Raw genomic sequence first — 20,913 nt, 5'->3', positions numbered from 1 at the left:
CATGAAACTATTCGACGTATATCCTTTATTTAATATAGAGATTGTAAAAGGCAAAGGATGCCATGTATGGGATACGGAAGGTACTGAATACCTCGACCTGTACGGCGGACATGCCGTTATCTCCGTCGGTCACAGCCACCCTACTTATGTAGCTGCTATCACCGACCAGGTAAACAAACTGGGATTCTATTCCAACTCGGTCATCAACAGCCTGCAACAAAAACTGGCTGACAAACTCGGTAAAGCATCCGGTTATGATGACTACTCACTGTTCCTGATCAACTCAGGTGCCGAAGCAAATGAAAATGCGCTGAAACTGGCTTCTTTCCATAATGGCAAGAAACGGGTGATCGCTTTCAAGCATGCTTTCCACGGACGTACTTCGGCTGCGGTTCGCGTAACGGACAATCCGAAAATCATTGCTCCGGTCAATGAAGACCTGGCAGTGACCTATCTGCCACTGAACGATTCGGCAGCCGTTGAAGCTGAATTGCAGAAAGGAGATGTATCTTCCGTAATCATTGAAGGTATCCAGGGTGTCGGCGGTATCCAGCTTCCGACAGACGACTTTATGAAGGAACTGCGTGCCCTGTGTACAAAATATGAGGCTTGCCTGATTCTGGACGAAATCCAATCCGGTTACGGACGTAGCGGTAAATTCTTCGCCCACCAGTATGCCGGTATCAAACCGGACCTGATCACAGTGGCTAAAGGCATCGGCAACGGTTTCCCGATGAGCGGATTGCTGATCAGCCCGATGTTCAAACCCGTTTACGGTATGTTGGGAACCACTTTCGGTGGTAACCATCTGGCTTGTGCGGCTGCTATCGCCGTTCTGGAAATCATGGAAAATGAAAAGCTGATCGACAATGCCGCACAGGTTGGTAATTTCCTGATTGAAGAATTACACAAACTGCCAGGAATCAAAGAGATCAGAGGACGCGGTTTGATGATCGGTATCGAGTTTGAAGAGTCTATCAAAGAAGTGCGCAGCAAACTGCTCTTCGAAGAAAAGGTATTCACCGGAGTGGCCGGCACCAATACGATCCGTCTGCTTCCGCCGCTTTGCCTGACAATGGACGAAGCGAAAGAATTCCTTACCCGTTTCAAAAAAGTACTCAATGCTTAATTAGTTCTTTATTATAAAGAAGGCCGCCAACGGAATTTCCGAAGGCGGCCTTCTTGCTTTATTTTATCTCCTGTACTTTCGCGGCAGCAACGACACCACTTTCGAGGATACCGCGAAAGTTGTTTCGAGGGTGGCGCGAAAGGCTTGTTGCGGCATCAGCAACCGTTCCTTTCGCGCCACCCGCAACCTCTTTTGAAGCCGCAAAGATAATAATAAAGAGTTTCCCCTTTGTTATCTCAAAGAACTTTACGTTATTTGTATGTTCAGAAACAAATACAATAAATACAAATGAAACTAAATAAGCTGATTGTTGCCGCTGCTATTACTATTTTTTGCAGTAATCTGTGTACCGCACAAAAATCATTGGATTTAGAAGATGTACTGAGTGGAAAACTTATCCGGACAAAAGGCGTTGGTGCCATGAACTGGATGAAAGACGGGGAACGCTACAGCCGCCTCGAACCAAACAAGGAAGAAGGAGGAATGGATGTCGTAGCTTACCGTGCCAAAGACAATGCCCGCGAAGTAATTATCCCCTCTACTATGTTTACAGATAAATCGACCGGCAAGAAAATTGCCATGGGAAGAATATCGTGGAGTGATGACAATGATAAAGTACTGATCTACAACAATACGCAGCGTGTATGGCGCTACGATACCCGTGGTGATTACTGGGTACTTTCTTTACATGACGGCAACCTGCGCCAACTGGGAAAAGGACTACCCGAATCGTCCATGATGTTCGCCAAATTTTCACCCGACGGAACAAGGGTGGCTTATGTTTCCAACAATAATATATATGTGGAAGACATAAACTCCGGCAAAATCACCCAACTGACCAGCGACGGAAGCAAGACCATCGTAAACGGTACATTCGACTGGGTATATGAAGAGGAATTCAGTTGCCGCGACGGTTTCCGCTGGAGCCCGGACGGCAAATACATCGCTTACTGGCAAAGCGATACGGAAGGAACCGGCGTATTCGATATCATCAACAACGTCGATTCCATCTATCCTACTATCCTTCATTTCCCCTATCCGAAAGCAGGAACTGCCAACTCGGCCGTAAAAGTCGGATACATCCCGGCAGCAGGAGGAACAACGACCTGGATCGACATACCCGGAGATCCCCGCAACAACTATATCCCGCGTATGGACTTCATCCCCGAAAGCAATGAGCTGTTCATCCAGCAGTTGAACCGGGAACAAAATACCAACAAAGTATGGATCGCCCAAATCGGCAGCGCAACCCCTAAGAACATCTTTACAGACAAAGATGCGGCATGGCTGGACACGAACGATAATATTCAGTGGCTGAAAAACAATCAGTATTTCACCTGGGAAAGCGAACGGAGCGGATGGCGCCACCTGTACCGTGTGAGCCGCGACGGAAAAGAGATCGTCCCCGTTACCAAAGGCGACTTCGACTATATCCAACCCGTCGGGACCGACCTGCAAAAGGGACTGGTCTATTTTATTGCTTCACCGGAAAACTATACGCAACGTTACCTGTACAGCGCCAACCTGTTCGGCAAAGGCGAAGTGAAACGGCTGAGTCCGGAAAACCAACCGGGACAGCACCGCTACAACATGTCCCCGACCGGTAAATGGGCCGTACATACCTACAGCAACTCGGTAACCCCTCCGGTGATCGACATGGTTTCATTCCCTAAAAATCAATCCGTACGCATCCTCGAAGATAATGCAGAGGCCAAGAAACAATACGATGCCCTGGGACTGAACCCGAAAGAGTTTGTCAAAGCCAGATCGGGCGACCTGCTACTGGACGTCTGCATGATCAAGCCCGTCAATTTCGACCCTTCAAAGAAATATCCGGTCATCATCGAAGTCTACGGCGAACCTGCCGGCTCGACCGTACAAGACTCATGGGGAGGCGGCGACCTGTGGAATCAATATCTGGTGAACCTGGGATATATCTATGTCAGCATCGAAAACCGCGGGGCCAATGCTCCACGCGGCCGGGAATGGCGCAAGTGCATCTATGGCGAAGTCGGCACCTTTGCATCGGAAGACCAGGCACGGGGCATACAAGACCTGGCACGCCAGTATCCGTTCATCGACCTGTCACGCATCGGCATCAACGGATGGAGCGGCGGTGGTAGCCAGACATTAAACTGCATGTTCCGCTATCCGGAAATATTCCATACGGGCATTGCGATCGCCGCCGTTGCCGACCAGCGTTTATACGATACCGTTTATCAGGAACGATATATGAACACACCACAGAATAACCCGGAAGGATATCGTAAGGGTTCCCCTATCTCCTACGCCGAAGGCTTGCAGGGCAACCTGTTGCTGATACACGGAACGGGTGACGATAACGTGCACTACCAAAGTTGCGAAATGCTGGTGGACGAACTGGTTAAACATGGCAAAGTATTCAGCCAGATCAGTTATCCGATGCGTAGCCACGGTATCTACGAGCGTGAAGGAACAAGCCTGCACCTACGGAAAAGCATGGCTAAATACTGGCTGGACCATCTGCCGGCAGGAGGCAAATAAAACAATTACTAAAAGGGTAGAAACACAATGAAACAGTTGATTTTGTGCATTGCCACTCTATCGGCATTATTCCTTATGCCTTCCCGGGCAACGTCCCAGATCAGGGAAAAGGCGGAAGGATTACTGAATGCCGTTATTACAGAGAATAAAACAAATGACATTCCTGCTGATTCATCGGCAGCGATTGAAGATAAACTCCGCCTGGATTCCATCAGGATGCAGGAGCTCGAACTTCAACTACAGGAGATGAAGTTGAACGAAATCGTACTCCGGAGCGAGTTGAGTGACGCGCTGAACAAGCATATCACCACCGACTCGTTGAAAAAAGAAGAACAGCGCCGCAGCATCGACTCGCTACGGACGCTGACTCCCGGTGTTCATCTGATCATTGACAATGACACTCTCCTCACTTTCTATGCCAAACGAGGAGGTGTCTCGGCCTATGACCGGGCAGAAAATGCCGTCAACATGATCCAGAAAATAGGTAAAAACCTAAGCCTGAAAGCAGATTCAGTCTACCTGTTTAACAGTGAATACCAGACAGATATCATGTACGGTGAAAAAGTGATCCTCAGTGTGACGGATCAGGACGCCCTTTGGCTGAATACGGAAAGGGAAAAGCTAGCCAAAGAGTATCAGTCTGTTGTCAATAATAAGATCCTGGAGTTAAAAAAGGAACACAGTATACTTCAGATTGCCAAACGGGTTACCTTGTTCATCCTGGTACTGGTCGTCCAGTATTTCCTGTTCAAACTGACCAACTATCTGTTCAGGAAACTCCGCCGCCGGATTATCTGGCTGAAACAAAACAAGCTCAAATCCATTACCATACGGGATTATGAGTTTCTGAATACCCACCGGCAAGGCAGGATACTCATCTTTCTGAATAATATCCTGCGTTATATTGTCCTGCTGATACAGCTTATGTTCAGTGTACCGATATTGTTCGCCATATTCCCACAGACGGAACACCTGGCAATGAGACTGTTCACTTATATCATAGAACCGATCAAGATGGTCCTTAAATCGGTTATTGAATATATTCCAAACCTGTTCATTATCATTGTCATTTATTACTGCGTAAAATACATCATCAAGGGTATTCAGTATATAGCCAATGAGATTGAAAGCGAAAAACTCAAGATCACCGGTTTCTATCCGGACTGGGCGCAACCTTCTTTCAATATCATACGTTTCCTGTTGTACGCGTTTATGATCGCGATGATCTACCCTTATCTGCCCGGCTCCGACTCCGGTGTGTTCCAGGGCATATCCGTCTTCGTCGGGCTGATCGTTTCTTTAGGATCGAGCACGGTCATCGGAAATATCATAGCAGGACTGGTCATCACTTACATGCGACCATTCAAACTGGGCGACCGTATCAAACTGAACGAAACGACCGGAAACGTAATAGAGAAAACCCCGTTCGTCACCCGTATCCGCACACCTAAAAACGAAGTGGTCACGATCCCGAACTCGTTCATCATGTCGTCACATACGGTTAATTACAGTGCCTCTGCCCGCCAGTTCGGCCTGATCATCCACTCGACAGTCAGCATCGGCTACGATGTCCCCTGGCGTCAGGTCCATCAGTTACTGGTCAACGCTGCGCGATCCACGCCGGGAGTCATGTCACACCCGAAACCCTTCGTTCTGGAAACGGAGTTGCAGGATTACTACCCCTGTTACCAGATAAATGCATATATAAAGGAAGCCGACCAGCTTTCGCAGATCTATTCGGACCTGCATCAGAACATACAGGATGTGTTTAACGAAGCCGGCATCGAGATCATGTCGCCCCACTATTACGCTGAGCGCGACGGAAGTGCCGTTACTATCCCGGCTGAATATCAGCAAAAGCCGGATTCCGCTGATAAAAAGTAAGAAACAGCACATTATATAGTTAAAAAAGTCCTCCTGCAAAACAAAATGCAGGGGGACTTTTGTTATAAGGCAAAGTCACTAATAAAAAATGCAGAATAATGAAAAAGTATTTTATCGCAGTAGCAGCTCTGGCTTTATTGGCTGCATGTAGCGGGAAGAAAACAGCCGAACCCGCTCTTATAGAAGAAGATGTTTATGCAATAGACGAGGCTGCGCCAGGCGCACCGGCTTTGCCTACCGTAACAGGAAAAGCTGCCAAACCGGTCAATATGCGTGATTCGCTGAAAGTAGATCCTAAAAAAGGAAGTGTCATTCAGAAAAAATATAAGGGCACATTCCCGGCAGCAGACGGTCCCGGCATCGTTTATGACCTGACTTTATATTATCAGCAGGATAGCGACGACGGCGTTTACGAAATGGACGCCACTTACCTGGAAGCTGAAAACGGAAAGGATAAAACATTCTCTTCCACCGGTAAACGCAAAGTAAAACATGGAACACCGTCCAACTCCGAAGCAATCGTTTACGAACTGATCCCCAGCGACGGCGACATGGCATTTTACTTCCAGGCAGAAGGCGACAGCCTGACACTATTAAACCAGGAATTACAGAAAGCAGCATCAGATCTGAATTATACGCTGATACTGGTTCCATAAAAAAGCACATCTTTGTATAAATAGAAAAGAGGCGCCCCAACTCCTACCGGGAAACGCCTCTTTTTGCTTTTATTTTCAGATAATTGAATTATTTAATTCCTAACTTAGCCTTGATCGCTTTAGGAAGTGCATCTTTATGAACGACAATGTTCATTGTTTTGTAACGTACGAATGCTTTTGATGCATACCAAATACCGTTATATTTGTTGGCTGTACCCCAAGAGTTTTTCACCATGTAATATTCGTTTCCTTCCTGATCTTTGGCAATACCATAAATCTGCATACCGTGGTCGTCAGTAGTTTCCCAGTTATCATAAGCCAACTGGCGTTCTGCCTGCGTACACCATTTCTGCGGTTGCGGTTTCGTATTCAATTTCTTTTCTTCCGGTTTCATCTTCAACCAATGAGCCATGTCAGATCCGCTCAGTTCCTGTACCTTTTCGTTGTCAGGCATAACAGCTACACCGTCGCGGGTAAAGCCGGACTCACTTACGTCGGATCCCCAGGCAATCGTATAACCTGTATTGATCGCATTGTCGAACACTTCCATAAACTCGTCGATCGGCAGGTTGTAAGACAATGCGTGACGCCAGTTATCCTGGATTTCCAGCGAGAACTGCGTATAGAACGGATGATGCGTATAAGAAGTCAACGATACATAATCCGACGGTTTTAATCCTGTAGATTCATAAAATGACTTCGGAGTGTATTCTTTTCCTTTATAAGTAAACTTTTCCGGAGCTTTTCCCAGATAGATTTCATGTACGGCAGCTACAGCCTTTTTCCACAACAGGTTATAATCCTCGTCATACTGGAATTTTTTTACTTTACCGCCAGCCATGGCACCCACCATAGCATCTGTGAGGGCAGACAACTCTCCGTGGTTACTCAATGTATCGCTATACATCACCCCGGGGCGCATTTCTTCTTCCGGCACCAAACCGAAAGCTTCCATTCCGTAAATCACATCATAGAAAGACCCACCCTGCGAGAACGAAGCATCGCCATGAGTGCGGACAGCCATATCGGCACGATCCTGATAAGTATGGTAAACGGTAAACATCTCCGAAAGATCATATTCTCCCTTTCCCATACGAAGCAATTCAGATTCCAGGAAAGCCATGGTAGAGTAGCACCAGCAAGTACCTGCCCGGTTCTGATTCTTAATGGATGTAATCGGGTTTTCCTTTACTGTTGTAAAAATGAAACCTTCTTCTTTTTCTCCCTCTTTTTCTTGTGCTCCAACATTTGTTGCAGAGAACGCACAAGCCAGCATCAAGCCGGCAACAACAAGTTTCTTCATCTTTTGTTTTCGATTATATTAGCAATTATACATTTTGACGCAAATGTACGGGTTTTATTCCTTTTTTCCATACTTTTGCAACTCATGATTTTACAATTATAAATTAACGGAGACATGAAAATTACGATTATCGGAGCCGGAAATATCGGTGGCGCCATCGCCCGCGGACTGGCAAAAGGAAATATGTTTAAAGCATCGGACATCACCTGTACGGCACAGTCGCAAGCCACATTGGACAAAATGAAAGCGGCCAATCCAGACTTTGTGTTGTCACTCAACAACATAGAAGCTGTAAAGGGAGCAGACATCATCGTCATAGCAGTAAAGCCCTGGCGGGTGGAAGAGATCATCGACCAGATAAAAGGAGTACTCGATTACGACAAACAGATCATCGTTTCGGTAGCTGCCGGAATCACCTTCGATACGCTGAATTCTTATCTCACTAAAAACACCAGTTATGAGGACTGGGTTACTCCGGCTCTTTTCCGTATTATGCCCAACACCGCTATCGAGGTATTGAGCAGTATGACTTTCGTCTCCGCCCATAACGCAACACCGGAGCAATCCGACCTGATAATAAATATATTCAATGAGCTTGGCAATGCGATGTTGGTAGAAGAACGCCTGATGGGTGCCGGTACTGCACTGGCTTCCAGCGGTATCGCTTTCGCCCTACGTTATATCCGTGCTGCTATTGAAGGCGGTGTCGAATTGGGTTTCTATCCAAAGCAGGCACAGGAGATCGTTGTCCATACCGTAAAGGGGGCTACCGACCTGTTATTGGAAAACAAGAGCAATCCGGAAATGGAGATCGACAAGGTTACCACTCCCGGCGGTATTACCATCAAGGGGTTGAATGAAATGGAACTGTCCGGTTTCACCTCTTCTGTCATCAGGGGATTGAAAGCCAGTAAATAAAAAGAGAATTATAAATTGATTCAGAATTTATCAGAAGTGAATGTTACTTTTCTCTTGATAGAAAAGTAACCAAAAGATCAAGGCTGCATCTGCTTCGCTACTCAGCATCCTGCGTTCGCTGTCGTCTGTGAACTCGCTACGCTCAAACAGCACAGCCTCCGGACGCTCTCTACGGATACTTCGCTTTACGCTCACCAGATGAGGCCTTTCATAGAACGCTTTGCGTTCTCTTAAGATTGCCGATACTACCTGTTAAATCCGAAAGTTTTTGTTTTATAAGTACCGGTATCGGCCATCCTAAGAGGGTGAACGTCCGCGTAGGGGAAAGACGAAGCGGTTAAAAAAATCCGTTGTCTGAGCGAAGCGAGTTTCGGATTTTTCAGCGAAGTCTTTCACCGGAGCAGTGAAGCCGGTTAAGCCTTGATCTTTTGACTACTTTTCCATCAAGGGAAAAGTAGGTTCAATTATTTCTAATTTCGGATGTTATGTCATTCGTAAGGAGACTTGTTAATGTAAGAAAAAGTCATGCTACAACGTAGCGAGTAAAAGCTTTATATATTTTGCAGTAAATGTACGGGGGGTATTCCTTTTTTCCATACTTTTGTATGCTATGATAAATGCAAATCCGAATGAAAAAGTCCTTATCCCATTTACCTAAAGAGAAACAGACCGATTTACGTCTGATCGCCCGATATGTAGTCGAAGTTCTTGGTGATCAATGTGAAATGATCATTCTTTATGGTAGTTATGCTCGCGGCAACTACGTAGAGTACGACCAACGGATCGAATTTGGAATACCGACTTACTTCATGAGTGATTTCGATATACTGGTCATCACCCGGAATGATTGCAATAGTAACGGAATAAGCCGTCAGTTGGAAAAAGTGGAAGATCGTTATTACAAATATAAAGGGATGGGAAGATTTGCATTTACGACTCACATCCATTTTATCGATGAAACGATCAAAGACTTTAACAAAGAAATAACAAAAAGCCGCTACTTTTATACAGACATAAAGAAAGAAGGTATCCTGCTATACGATAGTGGTAATTGCAAATTAGCCCGTCGCCGCAAGCTTAATTTTTCCGAGATTGGAGAACTGGGACAAGAATATTATACTACTAAATTTAAATTAGCGACAAGTTTTATGAAAGGGGCTTGTTTTTATTTAAGTGAAAGTGAATTCAATATGGCCGCGTTTCATCTGCATCAGGCTTGCGAGAACTTATACCGTGCTATTATTCTGACATTTACAATGCATACTTATAAAATACATGATTTGGAAGAGTTAATTAAAGCTGCCAAAACACATTCTTTGGAAATAACCAAAGTATTCCCCCGCGATACCGAAGAAGAAATACGATTGTTCAATTTGTTGCTTAAAGCCTACATAGAAGCACGATACAATAAATATTATGCTACAACGAAGGAAGATATAGAAGCCTTAATCCCACGTGTAGAGCATTTAGCAGCGATCACCAAAGAAGTTTGCGAAAATAGAATAAAGGAATATGCGAGTCGTGCCAGAACGACAAACTAACCGGCAGAAGCCGGGAAACTAATTCATTCCTCCCTACTAACTAATTGAAATGTAAGGACTCCTTATTGGCAAGGTGTACAGGATAGCCAGCCAAGGTGTACAGGATAATCCACCAGGGTGTACAGGCTAATCGATTATCCTGTACAGGGTGGTTATACTAAGTAAGGAGTTAACAATTAGTTTATTATAGGGTTTGATTTACTCAGACCGGAAGAGAGCAATAGTTTCAGAAGTGATACATGATAAAACATCTTTTATACACAATGTTTTCAGTATTTATTTGCCATTTGCAATATACTTCTATAATATCCTATCAATAAGCATAATAAGACATGGCAAATAACTATTCTATTTGCCATACTATTTGCCATTTGCCATCATTCCTCTTACGGTTGATTATGGCAAATGACAAATAACATTGCAAACAGAAAAAACATTTGCAATAGTATATATAACTGTTTAACAATGCATTGCATCGGCATATTGCAAATGGCAAACAAAATACCGAAAACATTCTGTGAGTGTTTATCGATGCATCTTCTTACGCCGGTTCAATTCTGACTGCAACATCTTCAGTTCACGGCTGGTCTGCCCTGCGACCGAAGTGTTTTCTTCAGCACGCCGGATCAGGTAAGGCAATACGTCTCTTACCGGAGCATAAGGCACATACTTGGTTACATTAAATCCTTCATGGGCCAGATTGAATGAGATATTATCGCTCATCCCCAGCAACTGGGCAAAAAAGATACGGGAATCATCCCGTTTGAGACCTTTCTCATCTATCAGCTTAGCCAGTTTATAATTACTTTCCTCATTATGCGTTCCCATAAACATCTCGAAATGCTCCAGATGGTCCATGGTAAAACGAACAGCCGCATCGAAATTCTCATCGGTCGCCTTCTTATCCTTGCAGATCGGGTCGGGATAACCCAAAGCCGCAGCACGCGCACGTTCAGCCTCCATATAAGCACCACGCACAAACTTGACACCGGCGATATATCCTTTTTCTTTGGCATCATCCAGAATACGGCGCAGGTAAGGCATACGGTCATGACGATACATCTGCAAGGTAGCAAATACGATCGCACGTTTCTTATTGTATTTCCGCATCGCCTCGTCGGTCAGTTCATCCAGCGCATCCTGGAAACAGTAATCTTCCGCATCGACAATCAGACGGACATCGTTCTCATAAGCACGCTGGCAGAAAGCCATAAAGCGTTCTTTAAATTCGCGGAAGGCTTTTACTTCTTCAATGGTCAGTTCGCCCCGTTTTTCAGAAGCCTTAGCAAGAAGTTCATCGGTCGTTATAGTAGAAGGTTTGAATACGGCATAAGCCAGGTTATCATTTCCTTTGGCAAAATCGATTGAACGTAGTGTTTCTTCAAATGTAGCCTGGATACCTTCAGGAGTCTGCTCGCCTTCGGCTGAAAAGTCAAGGGTAGAACGCACATTAAACTGTCGGAGATGGTCGATCGCTTTGGTACAATCCTGTAATGTCTCACCACCGACAAACTGTTTATATAAAGTTGGCTTTACAGCCCATGCTAAAGGGAAATGAATCTTTAAGGCGATATTACTTCCAAAACTGGCACATTTTACCAGCCACGGATATTTTATTGTATTGAAGAGTAAGTAAGCGTTTCTCAATTCAGACTGCGATTTGGATGAAAATGCAATCTCGGTATTATTAAAGTCTAACATAGTATCTGATTTTTAAAGTTGACAGATGACAGTTGACAGTAAACAATTTCGAAGCATATTACCTGTCAACTGTCACTTGTCAACTGCCAGCTGATATGTTATTTTTCTCCTAAGAACGGATAACCGTAAGAAGTAGGCGGAACCAAAGCCTCCTTGATACAACGAGGATTCGTCCAGCGGATCAGGTTCAGCGGACCACCGGCCTTGTCATTCGTACCGGAAGCTCTCGAGCCACCGAACGGCTGCTGTGCAATAACGGCACCGGTCGGCTTATCATTGATATAGAAGTTACCGGCAGCATAGCGCAGTTTATTGAATGCCACGTCGATAGCATAACGGTCGCGTGCAAAGATCGAACCGGTCAGGGCATAAGGAGAAGTACGGTCGCACAACTCCAATGTTTCCTCATATTTATTATCGTCATATACATAAATAGTGATCACCGGACCGAATATTTCTTCCACCATGCTCTTGAACATCGGATCTGTTGTCTGGATAACAGTCGGTTCAACAAAATAACCTACCGACTTGTCGCCATTACCGCCAAAGACGATCTCAGCATCCGGAGATTGTTTCGCATAGTTGATATAACTCATGATATTATCGAATGAAGCCTCATCGATCACCGCATTGATAAAGTTCGTGAAATCCTGCACGTCACCCATCTTGATCTCTTTCAGCATATCGCCTACCATCTCTTTTACATCTTTCCATAAAGAAGCCGGGATATAGGCACGTGATCCGGCAGAACACTTCTGACCCTGATATTCGAACGCACCGCGAACGATAGCAGTCGCCACATCCAATGCCGGAGCAGACGGATGAACAAAGATAAAATTCTTACCGCCCGTTTCACCGACAATCTTCGGATAAGATTTATAATGGCCGAGGTTCTCGCCCATCTGGCGCCATAGCGTATTGAATGTCGCAGTAGAACCAGTGAAATGGAAACCTGCCAGATCGCGGCTGGCAGTTATCACCTTACCGATCACGCTCCCCTGTCCAGGGATAAAGTTGACAACACCATCCGGAAGTCCGGCTTCCTGGAAGACCTTCATCAACAGATAGTTTGAATGGATAGCCGTAGTAGACGGTTTCCAGACAGCCACATTACCCATCATGGCGGGAGCCATATTCAGGTTGCTGGCGATAGAAGTAAAATTAAACGGTGTCAACGAGAACACGAAACCTTCCAGGGCACGGTATTCCATACGGTTCAGGATACCCGTTTCCGAATAAGGCTGGTCGGCATATACCTGGCTGGCATAGAACGTACTGAAACGCAGGAAGTCGATCAGTTCGCAGGGAGCATCGATTTCCGCCTGGAACGGGTTCTTGCTCTGTCCCAGCATCACTGAGGCATTTAACAGATAACGATATTTTGTAGCAAAGAGTTCAGCCACCCTTAACATAACGGAAGCACGTTCAACCCAGGGCAGTTCAGACCATTCTTTGTGCGCCTTCATAGCGGCGTCGATGGCCATCTGCACCTCTTTCTCGCCGGCTTTATGGTAAGTAGCCAGCACATGATGATGGTCGTGCGGCATAACCACTTTACCGGTATTACCCGTACGGACTTCTTTTCCGCCAATGATCAAAGGAATATCCCATTCTTCATTTGAGAGTTCAGCTAACGTTTTTTTCAAAGCTGCTTTTTCACTCGATCCGGGTGCATACGATTTTACCGGCTCATTAATAGGCTTAGGAAATCTAAAAATAGCGTTATCCATGTTGTTTCTTAGTTTATAAATAGTTAATCAATGATTTTTTCTATGCTGTAAACGTAGTAAAATAATTTTAAAACAAAGTGAGTAAAGAGTTAAATTAGTTTTAATTAGAAACACTTTGGTATATGGTATATATCAACATTTTCCCATCCATAGCTGTTATTAAAATATAATCATCTTAAAGGTATAGAAACTATGGCTATTAAAAGTGTTTGGATAGAAGAAGACTGTATCGCTTGCGGTACTTGCGAAGGCATCTGCCCGGAGGTTTTTCATGTGACGGATCGTTCCCGCGTAAACGAGGGAGTAGACTTCAACGATTACGAGGAAGAGATCAAAGAAGCAGCCGAAAGCTGTCCGGTCAGCGTTATTAAATATGATTAAGTGAGGAGGACCACTCACGTTTTACAGAGTAAAAAGTGGAGAGGTTATTCCGGTTTGGGATAACCTCTTTTCCTGTCAGGATTTGTCGGTATTCCAATAAAAAACCGTATATTCACAAAAAAGATAATTGGGATGAAGAAAACTGCTATACTTCCGGTATTTTGCCTTATTCTGCTGAGTTTCTGTACCGGCAAAACGGATAAGCCGATTACTGACGGACAACCTGCACCAGACTCTGCGACTGTAGAAGTAGCGGAAATAATAGATACTGTCCCTAAAGAAATAATCATTGAAAAGGAATTGCTCTACGACCAGCATACGCTGGAAGACACTTATCCGTATAAAGATACGACACGGGAGTTCCAGTGGGAAAAGATAAAGGAGCGCCTTGCCTGGCTCGAATCCATCCAGAAAGAACCGGCCACCTGGTCAATCCTCCAGAATTACAGGAATAAAAACGGGGAAGCGCCATTGGTAAAAAACTATCACAGAGATTCATACCGCCGTATAGCCGACTCGCTGGGCGTCGAACGCTTCCAGGGAATACCGCTCTACCTGACAACAGACACTACGGTGCCAGAACTCTACGGCAGGGACGGTGCCCTGGTAAAACACCTGGAAGACTATACGAATTTCACCCGGGTTGCCTCCGTACACACCGGAAAAGAGTGGATGATCCCTAAAAAATATATCCAGACGATTCCTGATACGATCGTCTTCAAAAAAGCTGTCTTTGTAGATACCCGGAATCAGAATATCGCGACACTGGAACAGGAAGGCGACAAATGGCTGGTCAGAAGCATGAACCCGGCTACAACCGGACTGCACAGGCCACCCTATGCCCAGGAAACGCCTCCCGGAGTATATATTATCCAGGAAAAGAAGCCCCGCATGATCTATCTGGTGGACGGTACCACGGAGACAGGAGGCTTTGCGCCGTATGCCAGCCGCTTCACAAACGGGGGGTATATCCACGGGGTACCCGTCAATGCTCCGCGCAAGTCACTGATCGAATACAGTTCGACGTTAGGAACCACTCCCCGCTCCCATATGTGTGTCAGGAATGCCACTTCACATGCTAAATTCATCTACGACTGGGCACCGGTTTATGAGACTCTTGTTTTTGTTTTCGATTAAAAATTCTAACTTTGCAGTCTGATTCACACAGACATGCACAAAGTTTTCATCTATCTGTTCCTATTGTTTATCCCGGTAAACTTCTCAAAAATGAGAAGTACGGAACCGGTCATCCATGAAGTTTCAAGCTGCCGGCAGTTGTACCAGGAGATGCAACTGGATGGGATGGTAAACTTTGAGGCATTCGAACAAGCAATCACCGGATACCATAAAATCGAAGATAAAACGAAAGAGATCCTTACACTGGTCGATTTCAGTAAGCCTTCGACCGAAGAGCGTTTTTATGTATTCGACATGAGGCATAAAAAATTATTATTCTCTTCGCTGGTATCACACGGAAAGAATAGCGGAGGGAATTATGCCACCTCCTTTTCCAACGAGAACGGTTCCCTCAAAAGTTCACTGGGATTCTTCCTGACAGAAAACACCTATCAGGGAAAGAACGGTTACTCACTTGTCCTGAACGGATTGGAAAAAGGGATCAACGACCGCGCCAAAGAACGGGCGATCGTTATCCACGGAGCTGCTTACTCCAATCCTTCCGTAATTGCTTCATCCGGCCGCCTGGGACGCAGTTTCGGCTGTCCGGCCCTGCCACAGGCTGTAAGCAAGCCTATTATCAACACCATAAAAGGCGGTTCCCTGCTTTTTATTTATGCTAACAATAAGAATTATCTGGCTTACAGCCCCATCCTATCCAAACGGCAGGTTGCTTCTATGTAAAAACCCTATCTTGCAAACGGATAAAGAAATGAGATAGAACTTTCGGGAGGTATCCCTCTGGCACTACAATGCGAATCCTATAAAAAAGGAATCATGAAAACCAAAGTAAACGGCTCTCCTATTATGGACATGCTAATCGCTGACGGCCAGATCAGACAAATCTTCACCTGATATCGCCTTTTCAAAAGATATACAGGACAGACTTCCGTCATTTATAAAAACAAATTATAAGCTATTCATACACATGAAAGATACGTTCCATCAACTGCCATTTCTCTGCGGAACTGGCATTCGGATCAGCTTGTTGAAAAACAGACATATATTCTTCCCACTCAGCCTGACGGGGTAAACCGGCGAGACGGCTGAATGCCGTATCCCAATCAAAATCGAGCGGTGTTTCCACGATCATGAACAAACGGTTCCCGCACAGATAAATTTCCATCTCCAGGATTCCGACACTTTTAATCCCCTCGCCTATTTCGGGCCAGTAACATTCCTGTCCATGTCTTTTCCTGTATTCTTTGATTAACTCCGGATCATCTTTCAGGTCCAGCGTCTGACAATAACGTTTAGTCGGGAAATCATAATGTTTGCTTTTGTATCCGTTCTTTTTATCTTCCATAAACCATATTATTTTTTAATTCGTTCAACAGGAACGATTACAGTACAAATGTAACGATTATTATGCAACCGAAATAAGAATATTTCTGCAAGGGATAAAACGATATCGACACCGGTTTCATAAAATACGGATCTAAATCGTTATCTTTACCCGCTCAAAAATAATATAAAAGATGAAGATCACTGCACCCCGGATAACTAAAGTATTAAAAGAAGACTGTACACTCGATGAAATGCTCCTGCAACCGGGAGAAGACCTGGCGGAATATTCTTTCAGGAATCAAAGAGTATTCGAATTTAAAACGGAAAATATGAGTATGCAGGACTGCCTGTTTACAAACAGCATACTGATCGGTTGCGGCATAAAAAAATCGCAGTTCAGTGATATCATCTTCAAGAACTGCGACCTGTCTAATATGAATTTCTCCGGTTCCGGTTTTCACCGTATCGAATTTATCGAATGCAAACTGATCGGGACAAACTTTTCCGAATCAGCGCTAAACCATATTGTTTTCAGCAACTGCAAGGCAGAATACCTCAATCTGAGCATGAGTAAACTGAAATATGTCAGTTTCGACCGATGCGACCTGCGAAACAGTTCCTTTGAGAACGGTCAGTATGCCAGCGTGAACTTTCATGAGAGTGATCTCAAGGAAGCTGAGTTTTACCGTACATCCTTAAAAGGTGTCGACTTCAGTAGCTGCGACATATCCGGCATCCGGATAAGTCCTATCATCGGCTGTGAATTACGCGGAGCAACAGTCACCTCTTTACAAGCATTGGAATTAGCCCATCTGCTGGGTGTTACAATTAAAGGATAATCTTCTTCAAATTCGTTATTTTGCATATTCCTGATGTCTTTTTAGCCAGGCAACTGCATAAGAACAGACAGCCCGGGGTTTCAATTGATTTTCTATCGCGTAGTCAAAAGTCGCTTTCACCAGTAAAGCGGCTATTCCCTGACCTTCCAGAGGAACCGGAACTATTGTGTGAATAATATCCAGATTATTACCAACAAGCCTGTACTGCACAAAGGCAGTTAAACCATCCTGTTTTATTTCAAAGCGATACTTTTCCGGATGGTGAACAATATCATATTCCATAATTTATTTTTTATCTACAAAACAACACCCTGTTATAGATAAAACAGTTTATTCGGAAATTAGTTCACCTGCCGGTTCATTTTGTCCGGATACAGGCTGCTTTTGTTGCTTTTTCTTTCCGGGATGGAAGAAATTCTTCACTTTTGTAAAGAAGCCGGAGACTCCTTTGGCAACATCCTGCACCTTTTTAGAAACACCGACCGACTCCGTCAATGCCGGACGAAGAATTTGCCACAGATAATTAAATGTAGAATGATACGGGTCACGTTCTATCGTCAGATGAGAATGACGGGGCCTGTATGTTCCCTGTTCCGGATGGTCGGGATTATCATGTTTCAGCACCAGGTTAGCCAAACGCGACAGGAATTTATTATCGATCACTTCCCCGTTTTTCTCTTTCATTATTTCAGCCTTCAGATCCCTGTAAAGAAATAGCATATCGACAGTGGCACCTTTAGTGGAGGCTTCAGTACTGAATGTAAAGTCGACCAGCTTGCCACTCTCCACTTTAGCAAAGGCAAGCGGCGTGATCAGTTGGTTCAATGCAGTCAGATCAAAGTCCTCCATATGCGCATCCAGCAGGAAACGATCGTTCAGGGAATCGACCGGAAGCTGCCAGGTGGCGGTAAAATATCCTTTCCCCATTAATTTGCCGTTTGCATCCAGACGGATATACTGGTCCGGATAGGAAACGACATTGGTAAAGCCGTAGAATTTCCCGTTCATTTCCGTGAAAAACAGTTTACCCGGTTGTATCCCTTTCTTTGACAATTCTTCGTAGACAACGGAAAAGTTATTTACACGGAGACTGTCGATAGCCATTTTCACCGGTGCCTTCTGCAAACCGGAATAGATCATCGGTACGATACGGCGGGGCACGGCAATCTGTTGGTTCTTGAAATTCTGAAGTTCGGCATTGTCAACCTCTACATTTTTTATCCGGACCACTTTCTCCGAGAAGTAAGCCGGCAAATCGATTCCCGACAATCCCAACCGGCCGACCTTGACATCAAACCAATCCTGATGCTTTGGCTGCCGGTAAGCAAATTCCATTTTCGGATAGGCAGAAACCAAATGGATATCTTCCAGATTCAGATCGGTATTATCCAGATTGACTTTTCCTATCTTCAAGGTATAAAAACCATTATCCAACGGGAATGCCAGGTCTTTGGTATCGAATCGGACAGTCTTCAGCCCGAATGTCCGGTTCCTAACATTGACATGCAGTCCTTCAAGAAACAGGTTTGCCGTATCACGATTCCATACAGCATTGGAGACTGTCAGTTTTCCCAGTGAAAGGTCAGGTGTAAACCGACCGACAGCCTCATAAATATCATCTGACAGGACAGCGGGAGATTTCTTTTTTGTCTTTATCGTATCGGGAGAAGTCCCGGTCTGATAACTGACAACCGGATCAGATAGATTTATTGAACCGACAGAAAAATGCAGACTGTCCCACACGATTTTATCGATACCCAAGTCCTGAAGTGATACCTGTAACAAGCTTCCGTCTTTTTTCATCAAGCGGATATCGGGTGATTCGACGTGCAGCGAAGCAGCATCCAAACGTTGAAGCAAATTCTCTGGCAGACGGTTCAAACCGGTCGCAGAAATCATCGGAGTCTCCATACGAAGATATGAATTTGCTCCCATTTGCCATAAAGAGTCTTGCGGGAGCAGTTTCACGTCCTGTAATCCCAATATGCCTTTTGCCGTAGAGAAATTACCTTTTCGGACAGCCAGACGGTAGGCTTTTCCCGGCAAATAATTGTCGAAGTCTTTGAAACTGAAACCAAAATGATCACAGGCAAAGAACAGCCCTCCACTCCGGTTCGTACTGTCGTCCACCAGGAAGCGGGTAGCATAGAAATTGAAATCCTTCAGCTTATAGATTATCGGATCAGGAACGCTTCTGTCATTCAATGTTACGTACGCATGATTCAGATTGATCCGTTTAATAGACAAATATTGCAATAACGGGTTCAGAATACTTTCCACATCCGCCCTCGGATTTACCGGCAGCTTCGTTTCCTTGCTTTTCTTCGCATAAGACGGGGATTTATAATAATAGATAACCGGATGGTCTATCTTGAAAAGGTCGGCACTGATCCCTTTATCATAAAGTAATCCCCTGATACCGATTGTGTCAATGCTACCAGACATATAGTCTTTCCGGGAATTTACTCTTATAGGCTTCAGGCGGATTTTCTCTATATTGAAATCGCCGGACTCCGTATCCAATGCCATACGGGCAATATCGAAACGGTGGTTACGTGCCGTCATCTCCCCGCTGATGCCAGTTGCTTCAAAGGCGAAACTACGGGAATACCACAAACCATGCTTCTCTTCCGAAACCGAATCAACCAGGAAGTCGTTTGCCCGGAAATTGAAGTTATCCAGTTTATAGACTTCCACTGAATCTTTTACGGCTTGCGAATAAGTAACTTTGGCGGCATCGATTCCGACAGTCCGGATAGAAACGCTATGCAAAACCGGCGATATTATGTCATATAAAGATAAAGCCTGTACCAAAGAATCCGTATCGATCTTTGTAGCATGGCCTGCCGCTTTTTTCGCTGCCGGGGCATTAGCGGCCAGATTAAATACCTGAATGTCCGACGAAGATATTTCAAAAGAACGGGCTGTCAGATAATTCAATGCATCTTCTCGTTTAAAACGGATTCCGTTGACTTCCACTGTCCGGACCTGTGCATCGACATAGCTGTCCGGACGTTGTTTTGTCTCCGTCCATAAACTATCCTGCGGAATCAATCGTATCTTCTCTATATAAATAATCGAATCCTGCGTACTGAGTTTTATGCTGTCTGTTTTAAGGAAAAAGTCGTTATTGGCTAGCAGCGTCTGCGGTTGGTTCGTCACAAATTCAAAGTTATCACAATAGAGTAACTTTCCGCTCTGTGACGAGTTCTTATCCAACAGAAAACCGTAAGCGCGAAAGCTGACATCATCAAGTCCATAGACGATCGGTGTCACAGGATTCTCGACAGTATAGGATACGCTGGCGTTCGACAGGTTCAGTGTCCGTACGCTCAACACATTTATATAAGGAGAGATTACTTCATACAATGATTTGGTATCGGCATGCCGGACCTTTTTCTCCACACGCCCCGAATAATAAGAATCGAAAACTTCTATCCGCGGGGCTTTTATCTCAAACGTATTAAAATGCAATTCCTTATAACTCCAACGCCAAGTAAGGTTTACACCTTTGAAATCTATCACGCCGATCTCCGCTTTCACATAAGTACGGGGAAGGCTGTCAATAGCTTTCCACTGTTGAAACACAGTTGAATCGGGCATCAGCCTGATGCCTTCGATCTTCAGTTCCCCTTTCACAAAACCGATCGAAAGGTCATCAAAAGAAAGATTATAGAATCCATCCGTAGCCTCAGCGGTGCGACGGCTCAGTTCTACTTTCAAATATCTTTCCAGGCGGTTGCTCAGGTACAGGTTCAAAATGGAAAAAAGAACGATCAATAATCCTGCTATTGGAAAAATGTACTTAATTATTTTCTTACTTCGTCTCATACCCTTTTCTCTAT

The 20,913-nt window shown here is 44.7% G+C and carries 17 protein-coding genes; 10 read left to right on the top strand and 7 right to left on the bottom strand.

Annotated features, from left to right (window positions below; genetic code table 11):
• Position 1 precedes the first annotated feature (1 nt).
• The 4 genes from K6V26_RS02360 (at position 2) to K6V26_RS02345 (ending at position 6,192) form a co-directional block, all read left to right on the top strand.
• On the top strand, positions 2 to 1,129 hold the full coding sequence (locus K6V26_RS02360) for an aspartate aminotransferase family protein (RefSeq protein ID WP_048317916.1): 1,128 nt from the start codon (positions 2 to 4) through the stop codon (positions 1,127 to 1,129).
• 288 nt (positions 1,130 to 1,417) lie between these two features.
• Positions 1,418 to 3,652, top strand: a complete 2,235-nt coding sequence (locus K6V26_RS02355; RefSeq protein ID WP_224264508.1) for a S9 family peptidase — start codon at positions 1,418 to 1,420, stop codon at positions 3,650 to 3,652.
• Between the two features lie 75 nt (positions 3,653 to 3,727).
• Complete coding sequence (locus K6V26_RS02350; protein WP_394373141.1) at positions 3,728 to 5,536, top strand: mechanosensitive ion channel family protein; 1,809 nt, start codon at positions 3,728 to 3,730, stop codon at positions 5,534 to 5,536.
• A gap of 98 nt (positions 5,537 to 5,634) precedes the next feature.
• Positions 5,635 to 6,192, top strand: coding sequence for a copper resistance protein NlpE N-terminal domain-containing protein (locus K6V26_RS02345; protein ID WP_010800309.1), 558 nt, complete (start codon positions 5,635 to 5,637; stop codon positions 6,190 to 6,192).
• Positions 6,193 to 6,280: 88 nt separating this feature from the next.
• Here the strand turns inward: K6V26_RS02345 and K6V26_RS02340 are convergent, their stop codons facing one another.
• Positions 6,281 to 7,468, bottom strand: coding sequence for a C1 family peptidase (locus tag K6V26_RS02340; RefSeq protein WP_370449595.1), 1,188 nt, complete (start codon positions 7,466 to 7,468; stop codon positions 6,281 to 6,283).
• 141 nt (positions 7,469 to 7,609) lie between these two features.
• On the opposite strand from K6V26_RS02340, the gene proC reads away from it, so the two are divergent.
• Entirely contained in the window at positions 7,610 to 8,413 is an 804-nt protein-coding gene (gene proC / locus K6V26_RS02335) for a pyrroline-5-carboxylate reductase (RefSeq protein ID WP_048317921.1), read from the top strand.
• A 30-nt stretch (positions 8,414 to 8,443) separates the two neighbouring features.
• Here proC and K6V26_RS02330 read toward each other — a convergent pair whose 3' ends face one another.
• Positions 8,444 to 8,608, bottom strand: a complete 165-nt coding sequence (locus tag K6V26_RS02330) for a hypothetical protein (RefSeq protein ID WP_154278159.1) — start codon at positions 8,606 to 8,608, stop codon at positions 8,444 to 8,446.
• 434 nt (positions 8,609 to 9,042) lie between these two features.
• Between K6V26_RS02330 and K6V26_RS02325 the strand changes: the two genes are divergently transcribed.
• Positions 9,043 to 9,954, top strand: coding sequence for a HEPN domain-containing protein (locus tag K6V26_RS02325; protein ID WP_224264506.1), 912 nt, complete (start codon positions 9,043 to 9,045; stop codon positions 9,952 to 9,954).
• A gap of 525 nt (positions 9,955 to 10,479) precedes the next feature.
• Here the strand turns inward: K6V26_RS02325 and K6V26_RS02320 are convergent.
• Both K6V26_RS02320 and pruA read right to left on the bottom strand, forming a co-directional pair.
• Positions 10,480 to 11,655 (bottom strand): proline dehydrogenase family protein, encoded by a 1,176-nt coding sequence (locus K6V26_RS02320; protein WP_224264505.1) that lies wholly within the window; start codon positions 11,653 to 11,655, stop codon positions 10,480 to 10,482.
• Between the two features lie 98 nt (positions 11,656 to 11,753).
• The gene (gene pruA, locus K6V26_RS02315) at positions 11,754 to 13,385 is read right to left on the bottom strand and encodes an L-glutamate gamma-semialdehyde dehydrogenase (RefSeq protein ID WP_007653716.1); all 1,632 of its coding nucleotides are present in this window, start codon (positions 13,383 to 13,385) and stop codon (positions 11,754 to 11,756) included.
• Positions 13,386 to 13,577: 192 nt separating this feature from the next.
• Between pruA and K6V26_RS02310 the strand changes: the two genes are divergently transcribed.
• From K6V26_RS02310 to K6V26_RS02300, 3 genes are all read left to right on the top strand, one after another.
• Entirely contained in the window at positions 13,578 to 13,766 is a 189-nt protein-coding gene (locus K6V26_RS02310) for a ferredoxin (RefSeq protein ID WP_007653717.1), read from the top strand.
• A gap of 132 nt (positions 13,767 to 13,898) precedes the next feature.
• Positions 13,899 to 14,903, top strand: a complete 1,005-nt coding sequence (locus K6V26_RS02305; RefSeq protein ID WP_224264504.1) for a L,D-transpeptidase — start codon at positions 13,899 to 13,901, stop codon at positions 14,901 to 14,903.
• Positions 14,904 to 14,993: 90 nt separating this feature from the next.
• Positions 14,994 to 15,626 (top strand): murein L,D-transpeptidase catalytic domain family protein, encoded by a 633-nt coding sequence (locus K6V26_RS02300; RefSeq protein ID WP_122328506.1) that lies wholly within the window; start codon positions 14,994 to 14,996, stop codon positions 15,624 to 15,626.
• 232 nt (positions 15,627 to 15,858) lie between these two features.
• Here K6V26_RS02300 and K6V26_RS02295 read toward each other — a convergent pair whose 3' ends face one another.
• Positions 15,859 to 16,248, bottom strand: a complete 390-nt coding sequence (locus K6V26_RS02295) for an L-rhamnose mutarotase (protein ID WP_122328442.1) — start codon at positions 16,246 to 16,248, stop codon at positions 15,859 to 15,861.
• A gap of 172 nt (positions 16,249 to 16,420) precedes the next feature.
• On the opposite strand from K6V26_RS02295, the gene K6V26_RS02290 reads away from it, so the two are divergent.
• Positions 16,421 to 17,068 (top strand): pentapeptide repeat-containing protein, encoded by a 648-nt coding sequence (locus tag K6V26_RS02290; RefSeq protein ID WP_048317523.1) that lies wholly within the window; start codon positions 16,421 to 16,423, stop codon positions 17,066 to 17,068.
• Positions 17,069 to 17,083: 15 nt separating this feature from the next.
• Here the strand turns inward: K6V26_RS02290 and K6V26_RS02285 are convergent, their stop codons facing one another.
• Both K6V26_RS02285 and K6V26_RS02280 read right to left on the bottom strand, forming a co-directional pair.
• Complete coding sequence (locus K6V26_RS02285; protein WP_224264503.1) at positions 17,084 to 17,350, bottom strand: GNAT family N-acetyltransferase; 267 nt, start codon at positions 17,348 to 17,350, stop codon at positions 17,084 to 17,086.
• Between the two features lie 48 nt (positions 17,351 to 17,398).
• Entirely contained in the window at positions 17,399 to 20,899 is a 3,501-nt protein-coding gene (locus K6V26_RS02280) for a DUF748 domain-containing protein (protein ID WP_224264502.1), read from the bottom strand.
• Positions 20,900 to 20,913 lie beyond the last annotated feature (14 nt).

This window comes from Parabacteroides goldsteinii (assembly GCF_020091425.1).
Taxonomy (GTDB): Bacteria; Bacteroidota; Bacteroidia; order Bacteroidales; family Tannerellaceae; genus Parabacteroides; species Parabacteroides goldsteinii.
This window is presented reverse-complemented; position numbering and strand designations above follow the sequence as displayed.